The 26393-nt window shown below is 70.3% G+C and carries 21 protein-coding genes; 9 read left to right on the forward strand and 12 right to left on the reverse strand.

The annotated features are described in order from the left end of the window. Positions 1–13 precede the first annotated feature (13 nt). The 7 genes from AB0A97_RS26765 to rph form a co-directional block, all read right to left on the reverse strand. Complete coding sequence (locus tag AB0A97_RS26765; protein ID WP_361154691.1) at positions 14–754, reverse strand: hypothetical protein; 741 nt, start codon at positions 752–754, stop codon at positions 14–16. Next, positions 672–1361, reverse strand: coding sequence for an SDR family oxidoreductase (locus AB0A97_RS26770; RefSeq protein WP_361154692.1), 690 nt, complete (start codon positions 1359–1361; stop codon positions 672–674). The genes AB0A97_RS26765 and AB0A97_RS26770 overlap by 83 nt, the downstream gene beginning before the upstream one ends. A 617-nt stretch (positions 1362–1978) precedes the next feature. Next, positions 1979–3073: a response regulator gene (locus tag AB0A97_RS26775; protein WP_361154694.1), complete on the reverse strand. Its 1095-nt coding sequence runs from the start codon at positions 3071–3073 to the stop codon at positions 1979–1981. Continuing rightward, the gene (locus AB0A97_RS26780) at positions 3066–3308 is read right to left on the reverse strand and encodes a hypothetical protein (RefSeq protein WP_361154695.1); all 243 of its coding nucleotides are present in this window, start codon (positions 3306–3308) and stop codon (positions 3066–3068) included. Before AB0A97_RS26780 ends, AB0A97_RS26775 begins: the two co-directional genes overlap by 8 nt. A 381-nt stretch (positions 3309–3689) precedes the next feature. Beyond that, a complete protein-coding gene (locus AB0A97_RS26785; protein ID WP_361154696.1) occupies positions 3690–4061 on the reverse strand; it encodes a toxin Doc in 372 nt (123 codons plus the stop codon). Between the two features lies 1 nt (position 4062). Then, the gene (locus tag AB0A97_RS26790) at positions 4063–4320 is read right to left on the reverse strand and encodes a ribbon-helix-helix domain-containing protein (RefSeq protein WP_361154697.1); all 258 of its coding nucleotides are present in this window, start codon (positions 4318–4320) and stop codon (positions 4063–4065) included. Positions 4321–4453: 133 nt separating this feature from the next. Next, positions 4454–7123, reverse strand: coding sequence for a rifamycin-inactivating phosphotransferase (gene rph, locus AB0A97_RS26795; protein ID WP_361154698.1), 2670 nt, complete (start codon positions 7121–7123; stop codon positions 4454–4456). A 977-nt stretch (positions 7124–8100) separates the two neighbouring features. Here rph and AB0A97_RS26800 point away from each other — a divergent pair. Genes AB0A97_RS26800 through AB0A97_RS26810 form a run of 3 tightly spaced genes read left to right on the forward strand, consistent with a single transcriptional unit; the run spans position 8101 to position 10889 of the window. Then, positions 8101–8421 (forward strand): hypothetical protein, encoded by a 321-nt coding sequence (locus tag AB0A97_RS26800; RefSeq protein ID WP_361154699.1) that lies wholly within the window; start codon positions 8101–8103, stop codon positions 8419–8421. Between the two features lie 3 nt (positions 8422–8424). Continuing rightward, positions 8425–9654, forward strand: a complete 1230-nt coding sequence (locus AB0A97_RS26805) for a 3-deoxy-7-phosphoheptulonate synthase (protein ID WP_361154701.1) — start codon at positions 8425–8427, stop codon at positions 9652–9654. Positions 9655–9704: 50 nt separating this feature from the next. Next, positions 9705–10889, forward strand: coding sequence for a histidine decarboxylase (locus tag AB0A97_RS26810; RefSeq protein WP_361154702.1), 1185 nt, complete (start codon positions 9705–9707; stop codon positions 10887–10889). A 135-nt stretch (positions 10890–11024) separates the two neighbouring features. Here the strand turns inward: AB0A97_RS26810 and AB0A97_RS26815 are convergent, their stop codons facing one another. The 3 genes from AB0A97_RS26815 to AB0A97_RS26825 form a co-directional block, all read right to left on the reverse strand. Further along, a complete protein-coding gene (locus AB0A97_RS26815; RefSeq protein WP_361154703.1) occupies positions 11025–11900 on the reverse strand; it encodes a LysR substrate-binding domain-containing protein in 876 nt (291 codons plus the stop codon). 94 nt (positions 11901–11994) lie between these two features. Further along, entirely contained in the window at positions 11995–12255 is a 261-nt protein-coding gene (locus AB0A97_RS26820) for a nuclear transport factor 2 family protein (RefSeq protein ID WP_361154704.1), read from the reverse strand. A gap of 93 nt (positions 12256–12348) precedes the next feature. After that, positions 12349–13098, reverse strand: coding sequence for an SDR family oxidoreductase (locus tag AB0A97_RS26825; RefSeq protein WP_361154705.1), 750 nt, complete (start codon positions 13096–13098; stop codon positions 12349–12351). 330 nt (positions 13099–13428) lie between these two features. On the opposite strand from AB0A97_RS26825, the gene AB0A97_RS26830 reads away from it, so the two are divergent. The 3 genes from AB0A97_RS26830 to AB0A97_RS26840 all read left to right on the forward strand — a co-directional run bounded on the left by AB0A97_RS26830 (position 13429) and on the right by AB0A97_RS26840 (position 18216). Next, positions 13429–13800, forward strand: a complete 372-nt coding sequence (locus tag AB0A97_RS26830; RefSeq protein WP_361154706.1) for a hypothetical protein — start codon at positions 13429–13431, stop codon at positions 13798–13800. Between the two features lie 133 nt (positions 13801–13933). Next, positions 13934–14719, forward strand: coding sequence for a metalloregulator ArsR/SmtB family transcription factor (locus AB0A97_RS26835; RefSeq protein WP_361154953.1), 786 nt, complete (start codon positions 13934–13936; stop codon positions 14717–14719). Positions 14720–14889: 170 nt separating this feature from the next. Further along, on the forward strand, positions 14890–18216 hold the full coding sequence (locus tag AB0A97_RS26840; protein WP_361154708.1) for a DEAD/DEAH box helicase: 3327 nt from the start codon (positions 14890–14892) through the stop codon (positions 18214–18216). 21 nt (positions 18217–18237) lie between these two features. Here AB0A97_RS26840 and AB0A97_RS26845 read toward each other — a convergent pair whose 3' ends face one another. After that, positions 18238–19266, reverse strand: a complete 1029-nt coding sequence (locus AB0A97_RS26845) for a S66 peptidase family protein (RefSeq protein ID WP_361154710.1) — start codon at positions 19264–19266, stop codon at positions 18238–18240. 113 nt (positions 19267–19379) lie between these two features. Between AB0A97_RS26845 and AB0A97_RS26850 the strand changes: the two genes are divergently transcribed. Continuing rightward, positions 19380–19604: a hypothetical protein gene (locus AB0A97_RS26850; RefSeq protein ID WP_361154712.1), complete on the forward strand. Its 225-nt coding sequence runs from the start codon at positions 19380–19382 to the stop codon at positions 19602–19604. 119 nt (positions 19605–19723) lie between these two features. Here the strand turns inward: AB0A97_RS26850 and AB0A97_RS26855 are convergent, their stop codons facing one another. After that, the gene (locus AB0A97_RS26855) at positions 19724–20611 is read right to left on the reverse strand and encodes an alpha/beta hydrolase (protein ID WP_361154714.1); all 888 of its coding nucleotides are present in this window, start codon (positions 20609–20611) and stop codon (positions 19724–19726) included. A 412-nt stretch (positions 20612–21023) separates the two neighbouring features. On the opposite strand from AB0A97_RS26855, the gene AB0A97_RS26860 reads away from it, so the two are divergent. Both AB0A97_RS26860 and AB0A97_RS26865 read left to right on the forward strand, forming a co-directional pair. Beyond that, the gene (locus AB0A97_RS26860) at positions 21024–21350 is read left to right on the forward strand and encodes a CU044_2847 family protein (protein ID WP_361154716.1); all 327 of its coding nucleotides are present in this window, start codon (positions 21024–21026) and stop codon (positions 21348–21350) included. A gap of 47 nt (positions 21351–21397) precedes the next feature. Continuing rightward, a complete protein-coding gene (locus AB0A97_RS26865; RefSeq protein WP_361154717.1) occupies positions 21398–25645 on the forward strand; it encodes a trypsin-like peptidase domain-containing protein in 4248 nt (1415 codons plus the stop codon). Positions 25646–26393 lie beyond the last annotated feature (748 nt).

Raw genomic sequence — 26393 nt, forward strand, 5'->3', positions numbered from 1 at the left:
CCGTCGTGACTGTTCAGACCGAGTACTGGCCGCGCCCCGGACGCTTCAGCTGTCCTGCCTTGACGGCGCGTTCCAGGGTGTTGCGCAGCGATTCGCGCTGGCCGGCGGTGTCTTCCCGGCCCAGCGCGGTGTTGATGTCGGCAGGGCGCATCGCGGCTCCGTGCTTCTGCAGGACGGCGAGAGCCGCGGTCAGAAGCGGCGAAGCCACCTTCGCGGGCTCCTCGGCCGCCGGGGCGGCCGCGCGCGAACCGGCGGGGGCCTTCTTCTTGGCCGCCGGCTTGGTCGTCTTGGTCGTCCTCGGCTTCCTCGACGCTTCCTCGGCCTTGTCGGTGGCCGGCTTCTTCGCCGCCGCACCGGCCTTGTCCGTGGCCGGCTTCTTGCCGGCAGCAGCGGCCCGGGGAGTCTTTCCGGCGGTCTTCTTGGCGGGGGTGCGGGGCTGGGGCACCGTGGCGGCGGCTTCGTCGGCCGGAGCAGGTGCCTCAGGCTGTGCCTGCTGCGCCTCCTTCTCGGGCGCCGCGCCGGCCGGTTCCTGTTCCGGCTGCTTCTCGTGCCCCAAGGTCGTGGCGGGTCCAGGCTGGATGGTGCCAGTCAGTACCCGCAGGTGCTGGAGGGCCTGCCGGGCTGCTGACAGGCGCTGCTCGGCCTCCTGGAGTTCCTTGCGCAGCGACTCCTCACGTGCGGACAGTTCCGGCAACTGGCGTTCGAGGTCGTTGATGGCCTGCTGGAGAGCGGATGTTTCGACGGCAGAAGTCACCTGGTGTCCTTCGGTCGGTGCCTGACACTGATCCAGTCACCGTACGCGTCTTCCGCAACATTGGGATCCCACTGTGCGCATGTCGGATCTCGACGGTATCTGTTCCTGGGGCTCGGACGGAGGGTTGTCCCGCGCTCCCGGCGGCGGAACGCACGTGTCTGACAGGTGGGTGAAAGGGCCCCGTCGAGCGACGCCACAGGTTGACGCCGCCGGTGACATCGGTCTTCGCGCCGGTGATCCAGCGGGCATCGTCGGAGGCCGGAAAGGCGACCGCGTCGGCGATGTCCGGAACCTGGCCGATCCGGCCGAGGGCGGTGAGACCGATGTTGCGCTCCAGAGTCGCCGGATCGGTGAGCACTTGGGCAGTCATATCGGTACGGGTGAATCCGACTGCGACGGAGTTGACGGTGATGTTGCGGGGACCGAGGTGTTTGGCCAGGGTGTGGCTGAACACGTCGAGTACGCCCTTGGTGAGCGGACAGCCGATGCCGTGGGCCGAGGCGAGGCGGGTGGAGACGGAGGAGATGTCGACGATCCGGTCGCCGTCTCGTTGGTGCCGTAGGGCACGGCGACCAAAGCGCCGCACCGGCCCAGTCGTTCGCGACACAGTCTCCGCCGCGGAGTTGCGGAGCGACGAGTTCGACGACTTGGCGGGCGAGCGAGGGCTCGGTGCCGAGCCAGCCGTCGATCAGGGCGAAGTCGACCGGATCGCCGAGATCGCGCAAGGTGGTGCGCGCGTCCCCTTCGCGGATGTCCACGTACGCGGAGAGCCCGGTGGCGGCGAGGGCGCGCTCGGCGGTGGCCACCTTGGCCGGCACGATCTCCGATCCGATGACCGTGGCGCGCGAGCGGCGGCACAGCAGTAGTTCAAGTCACCCTGTTCGGGGAGAGCGAGAAACCGTACTCGCTGTATCCGTGCGGATCACGCTCCAACCGGGCGCGGGGGGCGCCGGGCGCAAACCGCCGCGCCGACGCAAGCCTGTCGATCACGGCATTCACAAGAGCATCGCGGAGGGGGTGGTGGGGGTGGCCTCGAACATGACTGGATGCCCTCTCTACACAAATGAGCCAAGGAACTGGACTGGTGTACCGCAAACCCGGTGCATTCAGCGATGCGTTCACCCGCGTCAGGGGCCAACCCGCAATCATGTGGCTGCCGCTGGGGGCGGCAGCTGAAATCTGTTCGAGCTGCCCCTCCCCTGCCGTCGTGACAGCGCCAGGTGGTCACTGAGCTCCGGCGAGGCGCCGCTGTTCGAGGTAGATGCCGGTGAAGACGGCGACCTTGGCCCGCAGGACCCAAGGGTCGAAGGGTTTGCCGATGTAGTCGACGGCGCCCGCGGCATAGCCGCGTGCGGAATGTTCGGGGTCGGTGCCCATGGCGGTGAGGAAGATGATGGGCACGTCACGGGTGCGGGGACGCCGTTTGATGTGGGCGGCGGTCTCGTAACCGTCCATGTCAGGCATCTGGACGTCCATGATGATCACGGCGAAGTCGTCCTGGTCGAGGAGGGCTTTGAGCGCTTCGCGGCCGGAGGAGGCGACGACCAGTTCCTGGTCGAGGGTGGACAGGACGGCGGTCATGGCCAGCAGGTTGTCCGGCTGGTCGTCCACGATGAGGACCTTGGGCATGGCCTGCGGGGCCGCCGGGGTCATGGCGGCTACGGCCTGGACCTGTTCGACTGCCTCAAGCTGCCGTTCCAGCAGCGTGCAGCGTTGTTCGGCTTCGTCCCGCCGTTGCTGCGCCTCTCCGAGCTGGGCGGACAGCCGGGTGACCTCGTCCTGCAACTGATCACGTTCCCGCAGCAGGTCGGTGACGTCCGGGCTGGCTGCGGCCAGGCGTTCGGCTCGTTCCCGTTCCGCGTTCCACTCCGCCTCCAACTGGTGCAGGCGTACCTCCAGGTCGGCGATACGGTGTTTGCGGTCCAGCAACGCGTCGTCCAGCGCGTCGCCGCGGGCGGTGGAACGGCGGGAGACACGGTCGGCCTCGGCGAGCTGCTGCTCCAGAACTTCCACGGCGTGGCGGGGCGAAGCGCTGGTCTCGACGGCTGCCCGGTGCAGACGGCGCACCAGGTCGATGGCCTCCGGGGTGGCGGCCATGCCACGGTGTTCGGCGACGTCGGTGAACAGGTCCATCACCACCTCCCACGGCGGGACGCGGGTGCCGTTGAGATAGCGGGAGAACGTGCCGGCATCGCGTACACGGCGGGCCGCATAGCGGCGGACCGAGACGCCCATGCTCTCGAACAGCTCTCGCAGCGCCATGGCCAGCGCACGCGACTCCGGTGTCAGCCCCTCGGCGAGAGGACGCAGCTCACCCACGGGCGCTCCCGCCCTTCGCACGCACCTCGCGCACGGCCGACCTGCCGCGGGCGGAGTCCGGGGCGATCACCTGGTTGACCACCGGCACCGCCCCGCCGGCAGCGGCGAGGCCGGCGAGCACACCGCCCACCACCCCGTTACCCGCCAGCACCGACAGCAGGCCGACGCACACACCGGCCAGCGCCGCCAGCAACAACACCAGCGCCGCCCTCACCGACACAAGCGAACGATCCATCGAACCGGCCCTTCCTCTCCCCTGCCGGACACCGGCTGGGACAGCGCGCCCCGGCTGGGCCCGCTGTGCGACGAGCCACACAATGGCGGCAGGCGAATCCGTTGCGCCAGGTATTCGGAGAACCGGCAACATTCCAGAGGTGTTGCCGCCTGCGCCCGGCAGCCCGCAACACTCGGGAGCCCAGGTCATGACTGGTGACTGGTGGCTGGTGCAGTGGCGGGTGTTGCGGCAACGCGGTGGCCGAAGGTGCCGAGCAGCACTGCGGGCACTGAATGCGCCGGGCAGCGCCGCGGGCGCTGAAGGTGCCGTGCAAGCCGGGGCGGCCATCTCGGCTTGCACGGCGTCCGCGGTGTCCGACGCCGACGCCGAGCAGGCTGCCGGTCAGATCCGCCAGGAGCGGATGCGGTCGGCCGCGTCGTAGCCGTCGGTGTGACCGGCGTGGAGGTCACGGGCGAGGTCGATCAGTGCGCCGTACGGCGGGTCGATCCCCTCCCCCGCGGCGTCCATGTACGACACGGCGACTGCGGAGCCGTACAGGGCGTTGCGGGCCGGGAGGGGGCGCAGCCGGATGATGGTGTGCATGAGGGCAGCCGCGCGCCAGGCGTTGTCGACGGCGACGCCGACCTGCGGAGTGTTGACGCGGTGCCGCGCGACCGCCGCCACGAGGCTGGAGAAGTCGTGGACCGAGGGGTGCTTGGGCAGCACCTCCGCCTGGCGTTCGAGCAGCCAGCGGAGGTCGATGTGAAGCTCCACCTCAGGCCGCCCGCCCCGGAGAATCGGCAGCGTCCGGACCGGCGGGGGCGTCGTCCGGGAAAGCCGCGTCGAACGCGTCGGCGTTCTGCGCGACGAACTGCCGGAAGAGGTCCGCGGCGCTTTCGAGGCGGGGGTCGCGGACCGCGTTGCGCGCGGCCTCGGTGATCAGCGCGGTCACCGTGGTGCCCTCGGCCTCGGCCCTTTCCTGCAACTGGGCGTGCAGTTCTTCGGGAACCCGGATGGTCACTGGCTTCGACATACCCCGACCGTACAGCAGGGCGTACAGCAAGGGAGCGGAACCAGTGGAACCAACCAGGCCGGCGCGGTCAGCCGCACAGCTTGGCGCTGTTCAGGCAGAAGCTACGCACCGGGCTTCTCCGTGTGCCCGATCGTCACTCCAGAATCTCGACGTACCCGTCGGTACCGTGCACACGGATCCGCTGCCCGTCCCTGATCAGCCGGGTGGCCTGCGCCACGCCCACGACGGCCGGCAAGCCGTACTCCCTGGCGATCACTGCGCCATGGGTCATGAGGCCGCCCACCTCCGTCACCAGGCCCGCGATGCCGACGAACAGCGGCGACCAGCTGGGGTCCGTGAACGCCGTGACCAGGATGTCGCCCGCTTCGAGTTCGGCGTCCGCCATGTCGAGGACGACGCGCGCCCTCCCCTCGACGGTCCCGGCGGAGACCGGGAGGCCGGTCAGGGCGCCGGCCGGCACGTCGTCGCGCCGGTAGGCGCCGGTGACCGCCTCGCCGTCCGAGGTGAGCACCCGGGGCGGGGTGAGCGCGTGGTACGACCGGAACGCTTCCTTGCGCTGCTGGATGAGCTGGTCGTCCACCTGGTTCGAGCGCACGGCGTCGTGGAACTCCTGGAACGTGAGGTAGAAGACGTCCTCCCGCTCAGCCAGCACCTTGGCCTGCACAAGGCGCTCCGCCTCCCCCAACAGGGCCTGCTTGTAGACGAAGTAGCGACTGATGATGCCGTACTTCGGGTACTCCCGGTACCCGATGAAGGTGCGGACCCGGTCGATCATCCGCTTGGTCTCGTCGGCTTTCCGGTCCCCGTCCGGCAGGGCCCGCAAGCGTGCCAGTACGTCCTGTTCCTTCTTCAGCGCCTTCTGCCGTCCTTCCTCGAAGCGCTGCCCGGCGGCGCCCGGCTCGAAGTTCCTGACGTTGTCGAGGATCACGGGAACGAGCGTGGCGGGGCGCTCGCGCCAGCGTGGCCTGGTGATGTCGATCTCGCCGACGCAGCGCATGCCGTACCGGTCGAGGTAGGCCTCGATGGCGTCGCGCGCTTCGGGGCCGCCCGCGCGCTTCGCCAGCTCGTCCAGGAAGTCCTCGTGACAGACGCCGTCGTGCCGGGCCCTCTCGTCCCCGGCCCCCTCCTGCCGGACGCCGTCCTCCTGCACACCCTGCAGAAACGCCACCACCTCCGGATACGGGCGGATCACATCCGCGACGTCGAGCAGCGCCAGTCCCATCTCCGACGTGATGTTGTCGGGGGCGGACAGCGTGAGCGTGTCAGCCACGTTCTTCTCGCCCAGCCACTCCTGCAGCTTGTCGTTGAGCCACCACGTGGCCTCCATCCCCGCCATGATCGCCTGCATGCTCACGGGGTCACCGAGGACTCGCTTGTGCTCCTCGAATGCCTCCAGCAGGAAGGCGAAGAGTGCCGGCCCGGTCTTCGTCCGGATGTCACGTTCCAGGGCGGCGACGGATGCCTGGCTGCGTTCGATCAGCTCGGTGACGACGGCCGGATCGGTGACGATCGGGGCGGGCGCAGCGCCGGTCGCCGGCTTGCCGGGGGCCGGGTCCGGGTCCGGGTCCGGGAGTGACGGGACGAAGTCGTCGCTGGCGAGGACGGTCTCCAAGGCGTCCCTGGTCAGCGGATCGCCCTTGCCGATGAGGTCCAGGAGGCCGGCGCGGCTCGCGGGCGACGCCAGGCGCTGGGTCACGTCGACGAACAGCCTCCCGCCGGCCGTGTGCATCGGCACCATGGCCGTCAACTGCCACGTGGAGAGTCCCAGGGGCTTCATGGGGTCCGTCATCATCTGCTGATGGCCGACGGAGACATAGACGTGGTTCTCCTGGTCGTCGGCCTCCGGTACGGGGAACAGCGTAGTGATCGGCCGGCTCTGGACGATGTGGAAGCCGTCATCGACCAGGCACCACTCGATGTCCTGCGGGCGGCCGAAGTGCGCTTCGATCCGCCGCCCGAGCTGCACGAGCCGTACGACCTGGGCGTCCGTCAGCGCGGGTTGTTCCTGCCGCTGCGCGTCGATCGCCGTTTCCCGCGTGCCGCCGGCCGCCAGGGCTTGAACGGCACGCTCCTTTGCGGCGATCTCCTTGGCGACGATTTCACCGTCCCGCACCTTGAAGACGTCCGGGTTGACCAGGCCGGAGACCAGTGCCTCGCCGAGGCCGAAGCCGGCGTCCACGGTGGCGACCTTCCGGTTGCCGGTGACGGGGTCGGCCGTGAACAGAATGCCGGACGCGTGCGGGAAGACCATCTGCTGCACGACCACAGCCATGTGGACCGTACGGTGGTCGATGCCGTTCCGCTGCCGGTAGGTGACGGCCCGCTCGGTGAACAGTGAGGCCCAGCACCGGCTGACGTGCTGGAGGACCGCCGTCGGCCCCACCACGTTCAGGTACGTGTCCTGCTGGCCGGCGAAGGAGGCCGTCGGCAGGTCCTCCGCCGTCGCGCTGGACCGGACGGCGCAGGCGGCCTGCTCGCCGAGCTGGGTGAGCGCGCCGGTGATCGCCGCCACGAGGTCACCCGGGACGGCAGTCTCTTCGATGGTCCGGCGGATCTGCGCGCTGAGCGTACGGATCGCCTCCCGGTCGTCCGGGCTCACACGCGACAGCTGATCGAGCCGATCATCGAGCGACGGCGCTTCCGCCACGATGCGCCGGAAGGCGTCCGTCGTCACGCAGAAGCCCGCCGGCACGCGGATGCCCTCGATCCGCGACAGCGCGCCCAGATGCGCGGCCTTGCCGCCCACCACCGCGGCCTGCGTCTCGTCGATCTCCGCCAAGTCCCGCACGTACTGCTCGATCATCGCGATGCCTCCGAGGCAGTCGTGTTCCGTTGCACTGCGCCTGCCGGTGGCATCACCGGCCCCACCACTGGGTTCGACGTCTCCACGTCCCCCATACGTCGACAACACACGCACGTAGTGCCCCTCATTTCCCCAGGTTGTGGCTTCAGCGGACGATTTTGCGCCATCCCCCGGGCCTTGCCGCAAGCCCCCCGGTGCGCTATATGTTAGGAGTGGCGAGGAGAGGGGTCTCCTTGCCTTTGTTTTTGCTCGGCGTGCCGGACAGATGTGTGCCACCGGGCTACCGGCTGCGGCATCTGCTGTCCGGTCATCTGGAACGGTCCGCCGCGAAGACGCCGTCACCGCCCTGGTGCGTGAGGCGCGGGAAGACCGGCGTCGTCATCGGCCCGGTGGACGTGCGGGCCGCCCCGTCCCGTGCACCATCGCAGCCCGGACGGGATTCGCGTCCCCTTCTGCCTCTGGACCGACCACTACAGGTGCGCCAGGGGCGGCTACGGCCCACGCCGCGTTCCCACCTTCTCCGTCCAGGCAAGCGGCCGTACTGGCCACCAGGCCCCGCACCGCTCATGGGGTATCCCCGCGCCGACCTCCACACCGCCTGACTGAAGACCGCCCACCCCTATGCCTGGGGCCGTTGGAGCAGTCCGCCCTCGCGAGGCTTGTTCAGCCCGGGACCTGTCCGTGCAGCAACCGGAAAAGCCACCCGGCTGTCGGCTGTCGGCTGTCGGCTGTCGGCTGTCGGCTGTCGGCTGTCGGCTGTCGGCACCACACTCAGCCGCGTCCGTTCCGATCGAATCCGTGGCCAACTCCACAACATTGCGGCTGAATGCGCGGGGTGGTGAACGTGTGCTCCCCCGACGGGAGAACGCGCTGATTGAACACCGTCACGGCCGGTACTCGCTTCCGTACGGAGGTTTCCAGCCAGACGCCTGCTGAGCTCCTCCGCCAACTCTCCGGGACGACCGAAAGGATGGATCATGATGTCCGGCCACACCTTCCGCACCGCGTCGGCAACCGACGGCGAACAGTTGTCGGGCAAGGCGCGCATCGCCATGCTGCGCAGCCGCATCGACGACCTGGACATCGCCGTGGCGGACCTCCTGAGCGAACGCGCTCAGCTCTCGGGCGCGGTCCAGCAGACACTGCTGGCCGACCGGGCCGCGCGCCTGGACTCCGGGCGGGAACACCGGGTGCGTCGGCGTTACACGAGCGTGTTGGGGCCACGGGGAGCCTGCGTCGCCGAAGCGGTCCTGGTGTTGTGCCGAGGCTCGCTGGGCCGCGACCGCAAGGAGCGCTGAGAGATGCCGGCCGGCAACGGTGCCCTTGACCGAGCGGCCATCGAAGAATGGCTGGACCGACCGGCCCGGCAACAGCCTGAATGGGAGGACGCACGGCGCGCACAGGCCTGCCGCCGTACTCTCTCCTCCTGGCCCGGACTGGTGGAAGCAGCCGACATCGACCGGTTACGCCGCCTGCTGGCCCAGTGCGCCGCAGGCGAGCGCAGCGTGGTGCAGGCGGGCGACTGCGCGGAGGCGCCTCAGGACTGCGCTCCTGAAGCGGTGCTGCGCAAGCTCGGACTGATCGACGCACTGGCGGGCCTGTGGCAGATGACGACTGCGACGCCGGTGGTGCGGGTGGGAAGGATCGCCGGCCAGTACGCCAAGCCCCGCTCCGCCCCGACCGAACACGTCGACGGACGGCCGCTCCCGGTCTACCGCGGGCACATGGTCAACCGGCCCGGAACCACCGAGGCCCAGCGGCGCCACCGCCCGGAGAACATGCTCGACTGCTACCGGAGTGCTGCCCGCACCCTCGGCGAGATGCGGCGGCTGACCGCGGACGCCGACGGCCGGCCCACCGTGTGGACCAGCCACGAGGCCCTGGTCCTCGACTACGAAGTGCCGCTGCTGCGCCGCGACGTACACGGGCGCCTGTTCCTCAGCTCCACCCACTGGCCGTGGATCGGCGAGCGGACCCGCGCGGTGGACGAGGCCCACATCCACCTGCTCGCCGCCGTCAGCAACCCCGTGGCCTGCAAACTCGGCCCCAGCGCCACCCCGCGAGAGGTGCTGGCACTGTGCACGGCCCTGGATCCGCAACGTGTCCCGGGCCGGTTGACCTTCCTCACCCGTATGGGGGCTGCGGCTGTGGCCGCCAAGCTGCCGGACCTGGTGCGCACGGTGCGCGAGGCGGGTCACCCCGTGCTCTGGATGTGCGATCCGATGCACGCCGACACGGTACGGACCGACAACGGCCTGAAGACGCGCACCATGGAAGCCGTCACCGCCGAACTCAGCCAGTTCCGGCACAGCGTGACCGCCGCCGGTGGCATCGCCGGCGGTGTCCATCTGGAAACCACCCCCGCCCCCGTGGCGGAGTGCGCCGGGGCCGGGGAGCAGCCCGACGGCGCACCGGACCGGTACACCACGCTGTGCGACCCGAGGCTGAACCCACGCCAGGCACTGACCGTCCTGGCCGACGCCGCGGAACCGCTCAACGGAGACGGCGAGCACGGCTCCAGCCGGACCTGATCCGGCGACCCATCCCGCGTTCTCCGCTCCGTCACTCTCCGGGAACTGTCATGACATCACCTTCCCCCCTGCCCGACCTCACCGTTCAGGAGACTCCTCGCAGCGGCGAAAAGGCTCGCGAAGACCTCACCGTCGTGCTGGACCTCGCCGCCCAGATGCGCCGCTCACGCGCCCACATGGTCGGCTTTCCGGTCAACCTCGAATTCGACTACCGGCCGCTCGCCGCCTACCTGGCCGTCCACGGCAACAACGCCGGCACTCCGTACGACAACAGTGAGTACCACCTCCACAGCAAACATTTCGAGCGGGCTGTCATCGGGTTCTTCGCCCGGCTGGCCGGAGTCCGGCCCGAGGACTGTTTCGGCTACCTCACCCACGGCGGCACCGAGAGCAACCTCTTCGGTGCCTGGGTCGGCCGCGAACGCCACCCCGACGCCGTCCTGTACGCCTCGGAGCAGGCGCACTACAGCATCCCGAAGATCGCCCGGCTGCTGCGGATGGACCACGAACCGGTCGCGGCCCAACCGGACGCCACCCTCGACCCCGACGCCCTGCACTGCGCACTGCGACGCAATCGAGAACGGTCCGCCCTGGTCGTCGCCACCATCGGCACCACCGGCCAGGGCGCCGTCGATGATCTCCCCGCCATTCGGCGTGCCCTGGACACGGCCGGCACCACGGGTCACCACCTCCACTGCGACGCCGCCTTCGGCGGTCTCATCGCCGCGCTCGGCCCCCTCCCCCGTCCCTGGAACTTCTGCGACGGAGCCGACAGCATCGCCATCAGCGGCCACAAGATGATCGGCTCACCCATACCCTGTGGCATCGTCCTGGCCCGCCCCGCTCACGTCGATGCCGTCCGCGCCCCCGGAGCCGCGGTGGGCACGGACGACGACACCATCAGCGGCTCACGTGATGCGCTCTCCCCCGTGCTGCTCTGGCGCGAACTGCGCAGGCTCGGCCGCCAGGGACTGCGCGAGCGCATCCACGACTGCGTACGGACCGCCGACTACGCCACCGAACGGCTACGGGGCTGCGGCTCCCACCCCTCCCATCTGCCCGGTACTAACACCGTCCTGTTCGACGCCCCCGAACCCGAAGTGTCCCGGCAGTGGAACCTGCTGGCTGTCGACGGCAGAGCTCACCTGATCACCATGCCGCACGTGACTCCCAGGCACATCGACCGCCTGTGCGCGGACATCGTCGAAGGGCGGCCCTCACCCTCGGCGCGGTGACTGGGTGGCAGCCGGTTGCGCTCCCAGAAGATCGCCAGAAGCCCGGTCCCCGCGATCAGAGCCGCCCAGCGCATGTCTGGCAGGCGATCCGCGTGCTGAGGATGACGCGCCACACGGGCCCGGGCCGGTTCGTGCTCACAACGTCACGTGGGTGAGGAAGGTGTCACGGCCGGGGCATGTGGTTCGCGAGAGGTAGAGCGCGTGGAGAGGCGCGTAGACCGGAGGTTCGAGGGCGAGAACGCGCGCTTTGCCGCCCGCGGCGGGGCCCGGTGCCGTGGTGACGAAGGCGATGTGGTGGGTGCTGATCACGGCGGTGACCGGGGGCGTGCCTTGGCGGTCGGTGCGCTCGGTGCGGGGTTCGAAACCGGCGTGGCGGCAATGGCCGATGAGGAGGTCGGTGTAGCCGGAGTTGCCGGGGGTTCCCCAGACCAGGAAGAGCTCGTCGGCGAGTTCGGGGAGGGTGACGGAGATTCGGGTGGCGAGGGGGTGACCGGAGGCGACGGCGATGTGCAGGCGCTGGTGGCCGAGGGTGGTGCGGGTCAGGCCGTGGGCCGGTGTGATGGCGCGGCACAGTCCGATGTCGAGGTCGCCCGCGAGGAGCGCGGCCGTCAGCTCGGAGGGGTAGCGCTGGTGGGCCTCGGGGGCGATGCCGGGGTGCGCGTCGGTCACGGGTGCGAGCAGGGTGACGACTTCGTCGCCGGTGACGGCGGGGGTGTAGCCGATGCGCAGCGTCTCGGTCTCGCCGCGCCCGATGCGCCGGGCGCGGCGCAGGGCGGAGCGGGCCATGCCGTTCAGCACGTGGGCGTCCTCAAGCAGGGCCGCTCCGGCGGGCAGGACGGTGACGCCGGCGCTGCCGCGCTCCAGCAGGGGCACACCGACTTCGCGTTCGAGGACCCGGAGGGAAGCGGACAGGGCTTGCTGGGACAGGTGCAGCCGGGCGGCGGCACGAGTGAGGCTGCCTTCCTCGGCGATGGCGACCAGGTGTTCGAGCTTGTTCAGGTCCAGTCGCACGTCGACATCCCTGGGGTCGGTAGTGGCGGACAGTGGTGATTCAGGCCGGGCCGGTCTCGAAGCGGCTGATGCGGCTGTCGATGACGGTGAAGGTTCACCGAGTGCGCATACTGCCCCATGTGGAGTCGGTGCAGGTAGCCGTCAGAGGCCGAGCGTCGGCCGAGGTGTCCTCGGCGCCCTGGGGCCCGTTCGCGGAGAAGGTTTCGTTGTCGGCCCACGCGGCAAGGGCGCGCTCGGTGCCGTCGTCGGACATGATCGAGTCGTCCGTCAGCGCGGCGAAGAACGCGTCCTTGTCACCCGTACCGACGGCGGTGACGAAGCCGGCCACCGCAGGATCGGTCGGGTGTGCAGGCAATCAGTGCCTCCAGGTGTTGTGGCCGGGGCACCAGTGCCGACGGGCCGCCCGGGCCGGGCCGCGGCCGGTGCGGCCCGCCGGGAAGGCACGAGGTCAGCGGGTGGTGTAGCCGCCGTTGGGGAACATGGTCTGGCCGGTGAACCACCCTCCTTCGGTGGCCAGGAACTTGATGATCGGGACGATGTCCTCGATGTGGGTGAGCTGGTTGCCCATCGCCTGCGACTTGTGGAACTCCACCCGCTCCGGGGTTTCCTGCGGGTAGAAGAACGGGGTGTCCATCGGGCCGGGCGCCACGGTGTTCACCGAGATGTGGCGGTCGGCGAACTCCTTGGCCGCCGCCCGGGTGAAGTGCTCCAGCGGCGCCTTGCCGCCGGCGTAGGTGGAGTAGCCGTCCGTGAAGGCGGCCAGCAACGACGTACCCAGGCTGATGATCTTGCCGTGGTCGTTCAGCCGGCGCCCGGCCTCCTGGATGAAGAAGTACGCCGCCTTGGCGTTGATGCCGAACATGCGGTCGTACTCTTCCTCGGTGGTCTCCAGGATCGGCTTGCGCAGCACCATCCCGGTGGTGTTCACCGCGATGTCGACGCCGCCGAAGGTGTCCACCGCCGTATCGAAGAGCCGCCGTACGTCCGCGACCTTGGTCAGGTCTCCCTGGGCGGAGACGGCCTGTCCCCCGGCCTCCTGGATCGCCGCCACCGTCTGCTCGGCCTCGTCCTGGGAGCTGTGGTAGTGCACGACCACCTTCGCCCCGGATTCCGCGAACGTCCGGCTGATCAGCCCGCCCAGGTTCTTCTCGCCCCCGCCGACGACCGCGATCTTGTCCCGCAGAGTGTTCTCCGTCATGTTCCGGGCTCCTCACGTGCTTCCCGGGTGACCGACTTGATCACCTTCACGGACGACACTAGACGGACATTTCGGTCACCGGGTAACAGAAGTTTCGAGTCGTTCCACAAACAACGTCGATACCCCCAGGCGGCAGACCGACGCCGCCGGAACCCGGCCGATCCCGGAAGGAGCCTGCTCGGGCAGATCCGACCAGGGGTGCTGCACCAGGCAGCACTCACCCCGACACCCGCCCCCCTTTCAGCGTTCCAGCATCCGGTCATCGACTTCTCACGATGTGAGCCGCTCGCCAGGATCCCGCCGAGTCGGGTTTCGGCAGGGAGGCAAGCGATGGTCGAGGCTGTGGCGCTTCCGGCGCCCTGGCAGGTCAGGTTCCAGGCGGGCGACAACGCGGGCGTCGCCGACACCCTCAAGGCCGGTACCGGCGGCTCGGCGGGAATGCGGCCGCACGAGCTGCTGGAGGCCTCCCTGGCCACCCGCACGACCATCTCGGCGCGGATGACACTGGCAGACCTGGGCATCACCGACGCCGAGGTGCGGGTGCGGGTACACCTGGAGCGCGAGGAGTCCACGACGCGGTTCCGCTACGCGCTGCTCCTTCCCCCGGAACTGGAGCACCATCGGCCTACGGTCGAGGAGCGCATCGCGCGCTCACCGGTACGTGCCACGCCGAGCAAGCCGCTGGCGTTCGAACCCGCCTGACCGGCCTCGCACGGCGACGCGTACACACCCCATCGAGCCAGGCAAGAGCAGACCGCTCGACACCACCTCCCGCCCTCTCGGCTTGACATGCAACCTCATGGTTGCCAATCTGAAGGTGAGGGGGTTGGACGGCATGGACGAGGTGTTCAAGGCGCTCGCGGACGTGAGCCGCAGGCGGTTGCTGGACCGGCTGAACGAGCGGTCCGGGCAGAGCCTGCGCGAGCTGTGCGCGGGGCTGGACATGACCAGACAGGCGGTGTCCAAGCACCTGGCGGTGCTGGAGGGCGCGGGCCTGGTCACGGCGGTCCGGCACGGCCGGGAGAGATGGCACTACCTCAACCCCGTCCCCATCCACGATCTCGCCGACCGCTGGATCGGCCAGTACGAGCGAGGCCGGATGACCGCGCTCAGCAACCTGAAGCACGCCCTGGAAGGAACGGCGATGAGCAAGCCCGAGTTCGTCTACACGATCTACATCCACACCACGACCGAGAAGCTCTGGGAGGGGCTGACCAGCCCGGAATTCCTGAAGCAGTACCACGGTGACTGGGCGCCCTCCTCCGACTGGAAGGTCGGCTCGAAGGTGCTGTGGCCGGTCGAGGCCGGCGGTGAGCCGCAGGACCTCGGCCAGGTCGTCACCGAGGCGGAGCCCGGCAAACGGCTCGCCTACACCTGGCACACGCTGCAGCCGATGCACCAGAAGATGTTCGGCATGAGCGACGCGGAGTTCGCGGAGGCCGTCAAGGAGCGCTCGAAGGTCTCCTTCGACATCGAGCCGGCCGAGGAACCGGAGCTGGGCATGAAGCTGACCATCACCCACGACGGCTTCACCTCGGCCGACTCCAAGATGCTCGAAGGCGTCAGCGGCGGCTGGACCATGATGCTGTCGGAGCTCAAGACGATCCTCGAAAAGGGCTGACCCCCTTCCCGGCGGGCCTGGCCGCCCCCGGCCGGCCGTCGCGGACGGCCAGGTCGGACACGTGCGGCATCGCCCGAACGGTCCGACCGGTCTCCCGTACGCCGTACCGGGCGCTCGCCACCGTGCGTAAGGTACGAGGCGAGACGGCGCGACGGGTGGGGTGGGGCAGCGTGACGGATCCGCGGCAACGGCAGACCGGGATCATCGAATACTGGCGGGCGGTGGAGCTGTTCAGTCCGCAGAAGGTTCCGGCGGTCTCGGTACGGGACCGGGTCTGCTCGGTGACCGCGGACGGCCCGCTGCCGTGGGAAGAGGGGCATCCGCTGCGGTCGGTGCCACTGGATCCCGGTTACGCGTGGCAGCACGTGGTGTACGGCGGTACGTACCGGCTGCGGGCGGTGCGCGACACGCTGCTCGCCGTGTTCGGCGAGAGCGAGGAGGACCACGACGGGCGGATGGACGGCGAGAGTGCCCTGTTCGCCTTGACCGTCACCGACGAGGGACGGCTGGTGCTGGACTCCCCCGTGCTGTCCACCTGCGCCTGGGCCACCGGCCGGGCACTGGCCCCGGGGCCGGGCCGAAGGGGCTGGCTGGACGGCTTCGACGACGAGGCGGCCGACTGGCTCGCCCGGGCCGCCGACCTCGGCGACGTACCCGTAGGTGATCCGCCGGGGGCCGGCCGCAGGGGCGACGGCCTCACGGACGAGAGCCTCACGGACGAGGGTCTCGTGGGCGGGGACCTTGAGAGCGGGGACCTCGCGGACGGGAGCTCCGGGGACGGGACGGGCAGCGGGGACGCCGCGGATGCCACGACGGGAGCGCACCGTCTCACGGCGAAGGACCTGCTCGGCTTCGTCCACGACCTGACCGCGGCCTGGGGGCTCGAGCAGACCTTGGCGCCCAGCGAGGTGCGCGTACGCAGCACGGCTGTACGCGTCCGGCGGACGGCCGAAGCCGACCAGCAGGATTTCCTGAACAGTTTCATCGCCGGCGATCTGGGGCTGGTCGCAGATGCCCTGCGCGCGCGTGCGCCCGGCACGGCGCTGGCCTCCTACCTCACCCCGTCGCAGGACGTGAACACCGCTTGGAGAGTCGATCTGCGCCGCCGGCCGCAGGCGGCACTCGACGCCGTGGCGCCCTTTTCCACGCCACAGGGCCGATGGCCGACGGAGCCGGCGCATCCGCTCGCGCTGAGCCAGCAGTTCGCCGTGAACAGCCTCTGGTCCCAACTCGGCACCTCCAGTGGGCTGTTCGCGGTGAACGGGCCGCCGGGTACCGGCAAGACCACGATGCTGCGGGACTGCTTCAGCGCTGTGATCGTGGAGCGTGCCCGAAGGCTGGCACAGTTGCGCCTGCCGTCCCAGGCTTTCGCCGACCACAAGCCGTACACCTGGAAGAGCGGCGACTACACCCGCACCGTCACACCGCTGCAAGCGGAGTTCACCGGCTTCGAGATGGTGGTCACCTCCGCCAACAACGGGGCGGTGGAGAACATTTCCACGGAGATTCCCGCCCGTACCGCGCTCGGCGCACCATGGCGCGAGGAGGCGGACTATTTCGCCGAGCAGGCCACCCGGCTTCTGAAGGGGACGCCTGCGTGGGGTGCGGTCGCGGCCCGGCTGGGCAACAAGAAGAACCGTATGGAGTTCGTCAACCGGCTCTGGCACGGCAAGTACAAGATCACAGACTTGGGTGCGCCGCCGCCCGCTCCGGGCAGGTCACCGCGTCGGCGTGACGCCTGGATCGACAGTGAACGGGGTCTGTCCCAACTGTTCCGGGAGTGGATGAGTACGCCGCAGAGCGGGGTGTGGCGGCAGGCCAAGGAGCGTTTCCAAGCGTCGCTCAGCGAGGTGGAGCGGCTGCGGACCGACCGTGCGGCGGCCGCGGGCGCCCTGGCACGGCTTCCGGAACTCCGATCCAGGGCGGCCCAGGCACAGCAGGCGATCGAGGAAGCAGCCGAGCAGGAGGAATGCCGCCGACAGGCGCTCCCGGCAGCAGACAGTGCCTTGGCGCGGGCGCAGGCGCGGCTGCGGCAGGCGGAGGAGGACCGGGACAGGCACTTCGCACGGCGGCCGGGCTTCCTGGTGAGCCTGTCCACGCTGGGGCGGGCCGGGCGGGACTGGCATCAAAGGGACCAGGAACTGACGGCTCACGTGGAAGAAGCACAGGCTGCCGGTGTCGCCGCGCAGACCGCGTGCGACGGGGCACGCGAAGCCGTTGCCCGGGCTGCCGCCGAGCACGTGGCGCGCCGGCAGGCAGGGGAGGCGGCGGATGCCGAGCTGGCCGCACAGCAGGACGTGGTCGACCGGGCCCGGGCAGCGTGGGGCCCGCATGTGCCGGAGCAGGCGTGGCTGTCCGACGACGCGACGCGGGAGCTGGCTGCCCCGTGGGGGGACGAGGAGATCAGCCGGGCCCGGAGCGAAGTGTTCCTGGCGGCGCTCGGCCTGCACGAGGCGTTCCTGCGCTGCACCGCACGCACCATGTACGCGAATGTGATGGCCGCCATGGACGCGGTGGCCGGCAACGTGCCCAAGACCGTGGCGCAAGAGCCTCTCCGGGCTGCCTGGCAGAGCCTGTTCCTGCTCGTTCCCGTCGTCTCGACCACCTTCGCGTCGTTGGACCGTGTCTTCGGGCGGCTGGGGCAGGAGTCCCTGGGCTGGCTGTTCATCGACGAAGCCGGCCAGGCGACGGGGCAGATGGCTGTCGGTGGCATGTGGCGCGCCGCGCGCACCGTGGTCGTCGGCGACCCGCTCCAGCTCGAACCCGTGGTGGTCCTGCCGTGGACCGCCCAGCGGGCGCTGGGCCGGGAGTTCGGCGTGGACGAACAGTGGGCGCCCAGCCGTACGTCGGTCCAGCAGCTCGCCGACCGTACCAACCGCTACGGCACCTGGCTGCCGGCCGAACTCCCCGACGGTCAGCAGGAGGCGTGGGTGGGCAGCCCGCTGCGCGTCCACCGCCGCTGCGACGACCCGATGTTCACCGTCAGCAACGCCATCGCCTATGACAACCTCATGGTCCACGGCACCCCGGAGCGCGGCGACTACCGCTATCGGCCCCGCAGTTGCTGGGTGCATGTCAGTGCGGGCGAGGCGGACGGGCACTGGATCGCCGAAGAGGGCCGTGCGCTGCGCGCCGTCGTGGGGAAGCTCCGCGACGAGGGTGTCGATCTCGCGGAGGACGTGTACGTCATCAGTCCTTTCCGGGCCGTGGTCCACGGCGCTCAGCGGGCCTGTCGCGGGCTGCTGCCCGAAGGGCGCGTCGGCACCATTCACACCACCCAGGGCAAGGAGGCCGACGTGGTGATCGTGGTGCTGGGCAGTGATCCGCGCCGGCCCGGTGCACGGAGCTGGGCAGCCGCACGCCCCAACCTCCTGAACGTCGCCGTCAGCCGCGCCAAGCGTCGCCTGTTCGTCATCGGCGACCGCGACGCCTGGCGCGACCAGCGCTTCTTCGCCACGCTTGCCGATGCGCTCCCGGCGCACACCTGGCAGCGGTGAGCCCGCGTCGTCGGCGTGACCTCAGTGCAGTGTCTGGGTCAGTTCGCTGCGGATCGCGGTGTGCACGACTCGGCCGTGTGCCCCGTTGACGAGGGGCAGGTACGGCGGCACATGTCCGCACTCGACATCGGCGATGATCGGTACGTTCAAGGGGCCGAGCGCGTCGAGAACGGCTTGGTGCTGTGTGAGTGAGTCGTTGTCAGGTGCCGAGGTGCGGCCGACGAGGACCGCGTTCGCCGTGTCGAAGAAGCCGGCCAGTCGCATCCCGTGCAGGTTCCGGCAGATGGTGAAGGCGTCGTCGCCGGACGCTTCGACATGGACGAGGAGCCCCTGCGGGGACTCGGCTCGCGCGAAGGCGAAAACGTCAAGGTAGGCGGTTCCCGTGAGGTTGCAGAGGGTTTCGATACAGCCCCCGATCAGGCGTCCTTCGGCCTCCACGTCTCCGTCGGCGTCCAGTCTGGTCCACCTGCCGGGCGTGTCGAGCGGGTACTCGCGTACCTCGGGTTGGGCGCGGAAGTCGTCCCAGCCGGTGGATCGGTAGCGGTCGGGCGGGGTCTGTGTGTAGCGGTGCCCTTGCGGAGCAGCGACGATGTCGAGCCACGACAGGAGTCCCTCGGGCACCCGGTACGGCGTGTCCATCAGGTTGTTGCCGTGCACGGTCGCCGTTCCCGTGAGGAGGGTCAGCGGCGTCATGAGGGTCGACATGTCGGAGAACCCGACGAGCCAGGTCGGCTCGGCGTCACGCAGTCGGTCCCAGTCGAGCAGGGGGAGCAGGTCGATCGCCGTCTCGCCGCCCCAGGGCGGCACCACCGCTCTGATGCCGGGGTCCGTCAGCATCGACATCAATTCACCGGCGCGGTCGGCCGCCGGGGCACTGAGATGACCGGCTCCGTCCATGCAACGGCCGACAACGACCTCGTATCCCCGGGCCTCCACATCGCGGACGGCCACGTCGAGGCGCGGACGCAGCTCTTTCGCGACTCCGCTCGAAGGGGAGGTGATGCCGACGCAGTCACCGGGACGCAAGGGGCGAGGGTATCGAACCGGCATGCGCCGGATTCTGGCACGTTGCCACGGCCGCACACTACTGACTTCCGCAGCAGGCCGGGGTTCATCAAGTACGGGTTCGTGCCACCGGGATCGGCCCGGACGTCCGGCACCTGATGACGGGCCGGCCCTACTGGGCCCGCCTCGTCCTCGGGCTGCGCCGGCCCGGCGCGGACGCCACCGCAGCCTGCGGGTCCGGCGCGGCCGTCTTCGTCCGCTCTCCGGGCGAGAAGGGCGGCATCTCTCCCGTCGTCGACAGCACGTATCCCCTGGCCGAGGCCCGGCCGCCGTCCGCCATCCGGAGAAGGGCCGCCCCCGAGGCAAGATCGTCCTCACCGTGAGGCCCGACGTCCGAGCGGTTCGGGCAGCCGGTCGCGTGTCCGTGGCCGGTTCTGGAAATACGGAAGCGTCACACGAGCGGCTGCGGAACGCGTGGGCACCAAGGCGCTCAGGCAGGCGCTCAGGCCCAGTGCTTCACGAAGTCGATGGCCGCGGAGTCGACCTCCGCGGGGTTCGAGGCGCTCAGGAAGTGCTGCCCACCCTCGATGATCTCCACGCGCGCCTCCGGGGAGCGGGTGAACATCCGAATCTCCTCGTGGGCGTTGGCCACGGAGTACACCTGGTCCGCGGTGCCGTGCAGCCACAGGACGGGGCAGCGGACATCGTCCAGCCGACCGTGGAGCCCGTCGCGGTCCCGCAGGTTCACCGTGCTCAGGCGCAGGCGGTGGCGTCCGGTGTCCCCGTTGTAGTTGGCGCGGTAGACGGCGAGCCAGAACGCGCGTTCCTGGGCCGTCAGGCCGCCCATGGCCGTGTCGAACACGGCGTCCACGACGTCGTCCGGCACCACCCAGTCCTCGCCGACCGGCTCGGCGAGCGCATCGATGAGCGGCGTGTTGAACCCGATCCCGTCCCAGCACCCCAGTGCGCGGCTGCGCTCGCTCTCGGAGTCCATCGACGTGCCGAGGGTGATCAGCCCCTTCACGATGTCCGGGGCGAGCAGCGCCATGCGGACCGCCACCCAGCCGCCCTGCGAGGTTCCCAGCACGAAAGCCTGGCGGATCCCGAGGGCCGCGAGGGCCTGCAGGTTCGCGACCGCGCTGTCCCAGTAGGTGAAGTGCCGGTACGAGGCCCGCGTGCGGCCGTGCCCGTACGGCTCCAGGGCCAGCAGGTTGACCGCGGACCCGAGCAACGGATCGGCGAACTGCGGCCGGTACAGCTCGGCCGAGGTGGTGTACGAGTTGATCAGGACCAGTGTCGGGAGCGCGGGGTCGTAGGGCCTGGCGAAGGTGTATCCGACTCGGGACCCGCCGAGGTGGGGAATCTCGACGGTCTGCTCGATCTTGCTCACTGTGACTCCTCCATCGGTGCGCGGCGGAAAGTCCCCGGGACCGGACGTCGGATCGACAGCCCGGATCCCGGAGACGCCCAGCAGTCACTGGTTCCGCTCCAGGGCGCCCCGGTCGCTCACGTCGCCGGCGCCACCGCGTCCAACATCATCTGCCCGGAGGGATATTCCGGCGGAGGCGGTGCGGGGGCCAGGGGCGCGTGCCCGTCCGCCGCCGACCGTCTGCGGGGCGACGGCTCCGGCACGTCCTGGCCGCAGTCACCTCGGCACCGTCCACCGGAATGCGTCGCACCCGACCCGGGCCCTGTGGAAAAGGCCCGCCGTCGGAGATCGCGGCTACCATGGCAGGCCGGGAAGGCCGGCTCAACGTCCATGATCAGCAAGCTATTTGACGGAGCAGCAGAGGGGTTGTCGAGTGTACCTGAGTGTCCCCTTCGAGGACGGCGAGGTCTTCGTCGTCGAGGTGTCCGACGAGCAGGGTGCCGGGGTGGTCCGGGCGCGTCGCGGCGACGAGCTCTTCGAGCTGTCCGCCGACACGTTCGAGTCGGGCATGGCCCGGGTGCAGCGGGTGGCCGCGACGATGCTGGAGCGGCTGACGGACCTGCCGCGCAGTCCTGACCACGTCCGTGCGGAGTTCGGACTGCGGGTGACGGCGCAGGCGGGTCTGGTCGTGGCGAAGGGGTCCGGGGACGCGCACATCAAGCTGGAACTGGAGTGGAGCCGCCCCGAGGGCGGCAGGTGAGGCCGGCGGGCGAGTCGGGCTCCGGGTGGGAGCGTGGGACCGCCCGGGTGCTTCATGACGGTCGCCCGGTCGGGGTGGCGTTCCTGATCCCCGACCGCCTGCTGCTCACGTGTGCCCACGTCATCGCCTCCACCGCAGACCTCCCGGACGACGAACCGCTGCCGGACCTGCTTCCGGTCACCCTCGACTTCCCGCTGCTGCCCGGGCGTCCCGAGGTCACGGCCTCCGTCCACTTCAGTGTTCCGGTGGCCGGGGACAACAGCGGCGATGTGGCCGTCCTCCGACTGAGCGGCGAGCCCCCGCCGGGTGCGGCGCCCCTGCGGATCGTGGAGGCGGAGGACCTGGCCGGGCACCGCTGGCGGGCTTTCGGCTTCCCGCAGTACCCGGGGCGAGGTGGCGGCAAGGACGCCGGGATCTGGACCCGGGGCACCGTCGAGGGCCGCGAAGGTACCGGCTGGTGGCAGCTCACCTGCGCTGAAGAAGCGCCGTTTCCGCTGGCGGGCGGCTTCAGCGGGGCGCCGGTGTGGGACGAGGAGTACGGCGGCGTCATCGGGGTCGTCGTCGCCGTCGAGGCGGACCGGCGGCGCCGGACCGGCTACGCCCTCACCGTGGAGTCCCTGACACGGGAGTGGCCGCAGCTACGCAGAAGGCTGCTGGCGGACAGCCCGTACCGGGAGCTCCTGCCGTTCACCGAGCACGACCGCGCCGTCTTCCACGGCCGTACGAACGAGACGCAGCGGCTGATCGAACTCCTTGAACAGCATCAGGTGCCCGTCCTGCCGGTGCTCGGCCCCTCGGGCGTCGGCAAGTCCTCGCTGGTCGGCGCCGGCCTGCTCGGGTACCTCGACAGCGACCGGTACCTGATCGCCCGCCTGCCCCACGGGCTGCGCCTGACCGCCGAGGAACTGCTGGCCTGGGCCCTGGCCTCGGCGGGAGACCCGGACACCGTGCAGGCGGGGTGGTACGACCGCTGGTCGGCGCTGGCCCGGCAGCTCACCGACGAGCAGGGCATCCGTACCGCCGTGGAGCAGACGCTTTCCCGCCACGGCGGGCGGTGCCGGCTGGTCCTGGTGGCCGACCAGTTCGAGACGCTCCTCGCGGACGCGCCCGGCACCGCCCGCCGGCTGGACGCCATGCTCGGGGTCCTGACGGCTCGCCGCACGGACGGCAGCCGTCCCGCCCAGGCCGTGGTGGTCGTCCGGATCGACTTCCTCCGGCAGCTCGAACAGCTCCCCCATCTGCGTACGGCATGGGACGCCACCTCCATGGTGGTGCAGCCGATGATGCGGACGCAGCTACGGGAAGTGATCACCTGTCCATTGGAGGGGCACGCGGGGGTCCGGTTCGCCGACGGCCTGGTCGAGCAACTCTTGCGGGACGCCCCGCCCGGCCCGGCCGCGCTGCCGATGCTGGAGTTCGCCTTGAGCCGCCTGTGGGAGCGGCAGGAACGCGGGTGGCTGACCACCACCGCGTACCAGGAGCTCGGCGGCGTGGAGGGAGCCCTGGCGGGAGAGGCGGAGCACCGGCTGTGGGACTGGGCGGACGTGGCCGAGCGCCAGGCGCTGGAGCGGATCTTCATCCAGCTGGTCCGTCCCGGCGAGCAGCTCGACGCCGGGGAGCGCGGCCCGGACACCCGCCGGGTCGCCGCCCGCACGCAGTTCTCCGCGGGTGACTGGGCGTTGATCCACCGGCTGGCCAGTACGCGGCTGGTCGTGGTGACGCGTCGCCCGACCGGGCGGGACACCGCCGAGCTGGCGCACCAGACGCTGGTGGAGAAGTGGCCGCGGCTGCGGCGCTGGGTCGAGGAGAACCGGGAGTTCCGCGGCTGGCAGGAGGGGCTGCGCCGTTCCCTGCGGGCCTGGCAGGAGCAGGGCCGCCCGCGCGGACTGGTGCTCGGCCGGGAGCAGCTCGTGGAGGCTCGGCGGTGGATCGGCGCGCGCGGCACCGAAGTACCCGCCGAGGAGAGGGAGTTCTTCGAGGTCAGTGCCCAGGTGCAGCAGCATCTCGCCCGTCGGCGGCGCCTGGTCCGTACGGGCTTCGCCGTGCTCACCGCGCTCGTCCTCGTCGCCGCCGGTCTGGCCGCCCTCAACGCCCGCAGCAGCAGCGAGCAGCGGGCTCTGGCCGCCGCCCGGAGCCTGACGGAGCAGAGCCGGCAGCAGGCCAACGCCGACCCGGCCCTGGCGGCCCGTCTGGCCCTGGCCGCTCAGCGCGTCTCCCCCACCGCGGAGACGCGCGCTCAGCTCCTGTCCACGGTCTCCTCACCCCTGCGTGCCACGCTCGCCGGGCACACGGGAGAGGTGCGGTCGGTCGCCTTCAGCCCGGACGGCCGTACGCTCGTGAGCAGTGCGAACGACGGCACGGCCCGTCTGTGGGACACGGCGGGGCACCGGCGTCCTGCCGCACTCGACGGTCGTGGCAGTCAGGTGCACGGGGCGGCGTTCAGTCCCGACGGAAGGACGCTCGTCACCAGCCACAGTGGCTGGAAAGTGCGGCTCTGGGACGTGCGCACGCGGAAGCAGACCGCTGTCCTGGCCGCCGGGAGTCCGGCTGTCTTCAGCCCGGACGGAGGCACGATCGCCACCGGTGGACCGCGGGGCAAGGTGCTTCTCCGGGACGCCCGTACCCATCGGAGGACCGGTGAACTCCCGGTGTACCGCGACGACGACGGCGCCTGGCCCGCCCTCCTCGCGTACAGCCCGGACGGCAGGACCCTTGCCGTCACCGTCACAGGCCACGACACCAGTAGGAGCGCCAAGTCCGAGGTACAGCTCTGGGACGTACGGGAGAAGCGGCGTACCGCCACGTTGAAGGGCCACACGGGTGAGGTCCAGTCGCTGGCGTTCAGCCCGGACGGCACCACGCTGGCCACGGGCGCGAGCGACGCCACGACGCGCCTGTGGGACGTGCGCGGGCAGCGCTCACCCACCACACTCACCGGACACAGCGGCACCGTGTTCGCCCTGGCCTTCAGCCCCGACGGCCGGGTCCTGGCGAGTGGCGGCCAGGACCGCTCCGTACGGCTGTGGGACGTGCGGGTGCGCACCGGCGTGACCGTGCTGACCAGCCATACCGGGATGGTCAACGCACTCGCGTTCAGCCCGGACGGCGCCATGCTGGCCAGCGGGTCCGAGGACGCCACGGTCCGGCTGTGGGACATGCGGGCCGGGCTGCCGCGCGCCACCTTCGCCGGGCCGGGCGGTTCGGGAAGCCCGGCCTGGAGTCCCGACGGCCGTGTCCTCGCGACCGGTGACCGCAACGGGACCGTGCACCTGTACGACGCTCGTACGCGGCGCTCGCTGGGCCGCCTGACCGGGCACACCGGCAAGGTGAAGGCGGTGCGGTTCAGCCCGGACGGCCGGTACGCCGCCGCGAGCAGCGACGACGATCCGGCGGTCCTGCTGTGGGACGTACGAACCCACCGTCGCCTCGCCACCCTCGCCGGCCACCGCAAGCCCGTGCAGACCGTCCTCTTCAGTCCCGACGGGCAGACCCTCGCCACCACCAGCTACATCGACAGCACGACCCGCCTGTGGAGTGTGCGGACCCACCGGCAACTGGCGTCCTTCCCCATCACCATCATGGTCACCTGGACGGCCTTCAGCCCGGACGGAAAGATCCTCGCGACCGGCGGCCGCACGTCCTCGTCCGTGCAACTGTGGGACGCACGGACCCACCGGCACCTCGGCACTCTCGCCGGGCCCGGAAACACGGTCAGCTCCGTGGCCTTCAGCCCGGACGGCGGCACCCTGGCGACGGCGGGCTGGAACGGGCGGTTGTGGCTGTGGGACGTGCGACAGCGACGCCTGATCGCAACGCTGGCGGGCCACACCGGCGTCGTGCAGTCGGTGGCATTCACCCCGGACGGCAGGACCCTCGCCAGCAGCGGCCGGGACGCCGCGACCAGACTGTGGGACGTACGAACCCGTCGCCAACTCGCCACTCTCAGCGGCCATACGGGCACCGTCTCGTCAGCCGTCGTCAGCCCGGACGGCGAGACGCTGGCAACCATCGGTGACGACCGGACGGTCCGCCTGTGGGACCTCCGCACCCACCGGCAACTGGCCCTGTTCACCGGCCACACCGGCGCCCTGCGCTCGGCCGCCTTCGCCCCGGACGGGAACACCCTCGCCACCAGCGGTGAAGACGGAACCGTACGCCTGTGGGACACCGACGCCTTCAACGACTTCGCCACTCTCACCGCCGACGCCTGCACGATCGCGGTCCGGTCTTTGACCGAAAAGGAATGGCAGCGTTACGTTCCCGACGGAGTCGTGTATCGGCGGACCTGCGCTTGAGGTGTGGCCGAATGTGCATCTTTTCGAGCGGCCGGTCCGGGAAAGATCGACACCGGGTCGGCACTTACGCGGGGAACGTCGGAGAGCAGAGCATCTGACCGAGGGCCGATTTCCAGACGGAAACTCATAACAGGCCACCGCTCCGGGCAGTCGAATCCCCTTCGCCCGAACATCCGTTATCCCCGGCCGGCAGCGTCCGGGGCCGACCGGCGTCGGACTTCCCGCCACAGCGGCCCCGGTGAAGGGCGTCAACAAGCCACGCGCTCGGCCCAGGCGCCAACGCCGGGACGCCTCGGGCCATCGGCGCCGGCAGCCCGAAAACCGACTCTCTTAGCAGGTCACACAACATGCCCTCATGATCGGTGTGCCGTGGACGGGCACCGGCCGGTAGATCCAGTTCCGCAGCTTGAGCACAAATTGCACACATCCCCTTCTTCTTATCGGCGCCGATGCTCTAGATTGACCGTGCTTCAGGTGTTCGGGCCTGAGGCAACCAACTAATGATCCATGGTCCGGCGCCATGAACAGCCAGCTTTTGCGTCCCGGCGCCAGACGTGCGGTGATCAATTCTTGGTGCCCGATAGGGGTCCCGGGTGCGGGGAGCGCCCGGGGTTCCGACGGGTTTCCACATGCCCCGGAAGTACGGCAGGACCTGCGCGTCCGCAGCTCCCGGGTCGGGTTGTTCACACGTAGTACTCACACGGCCGGGACATTGCGCGGGGGACGGGGGTCCTCCGCGGGGGAGGAA

The organism is Streptomyces sp. NPDC045470 (assembly GCF_040646595.1).
Classification (GTDB): domain Bacteria; phylum Actinomycetota; class Actinomycetes; order Streptomycetales; family Streptomycetaceae; genus Streptomyces.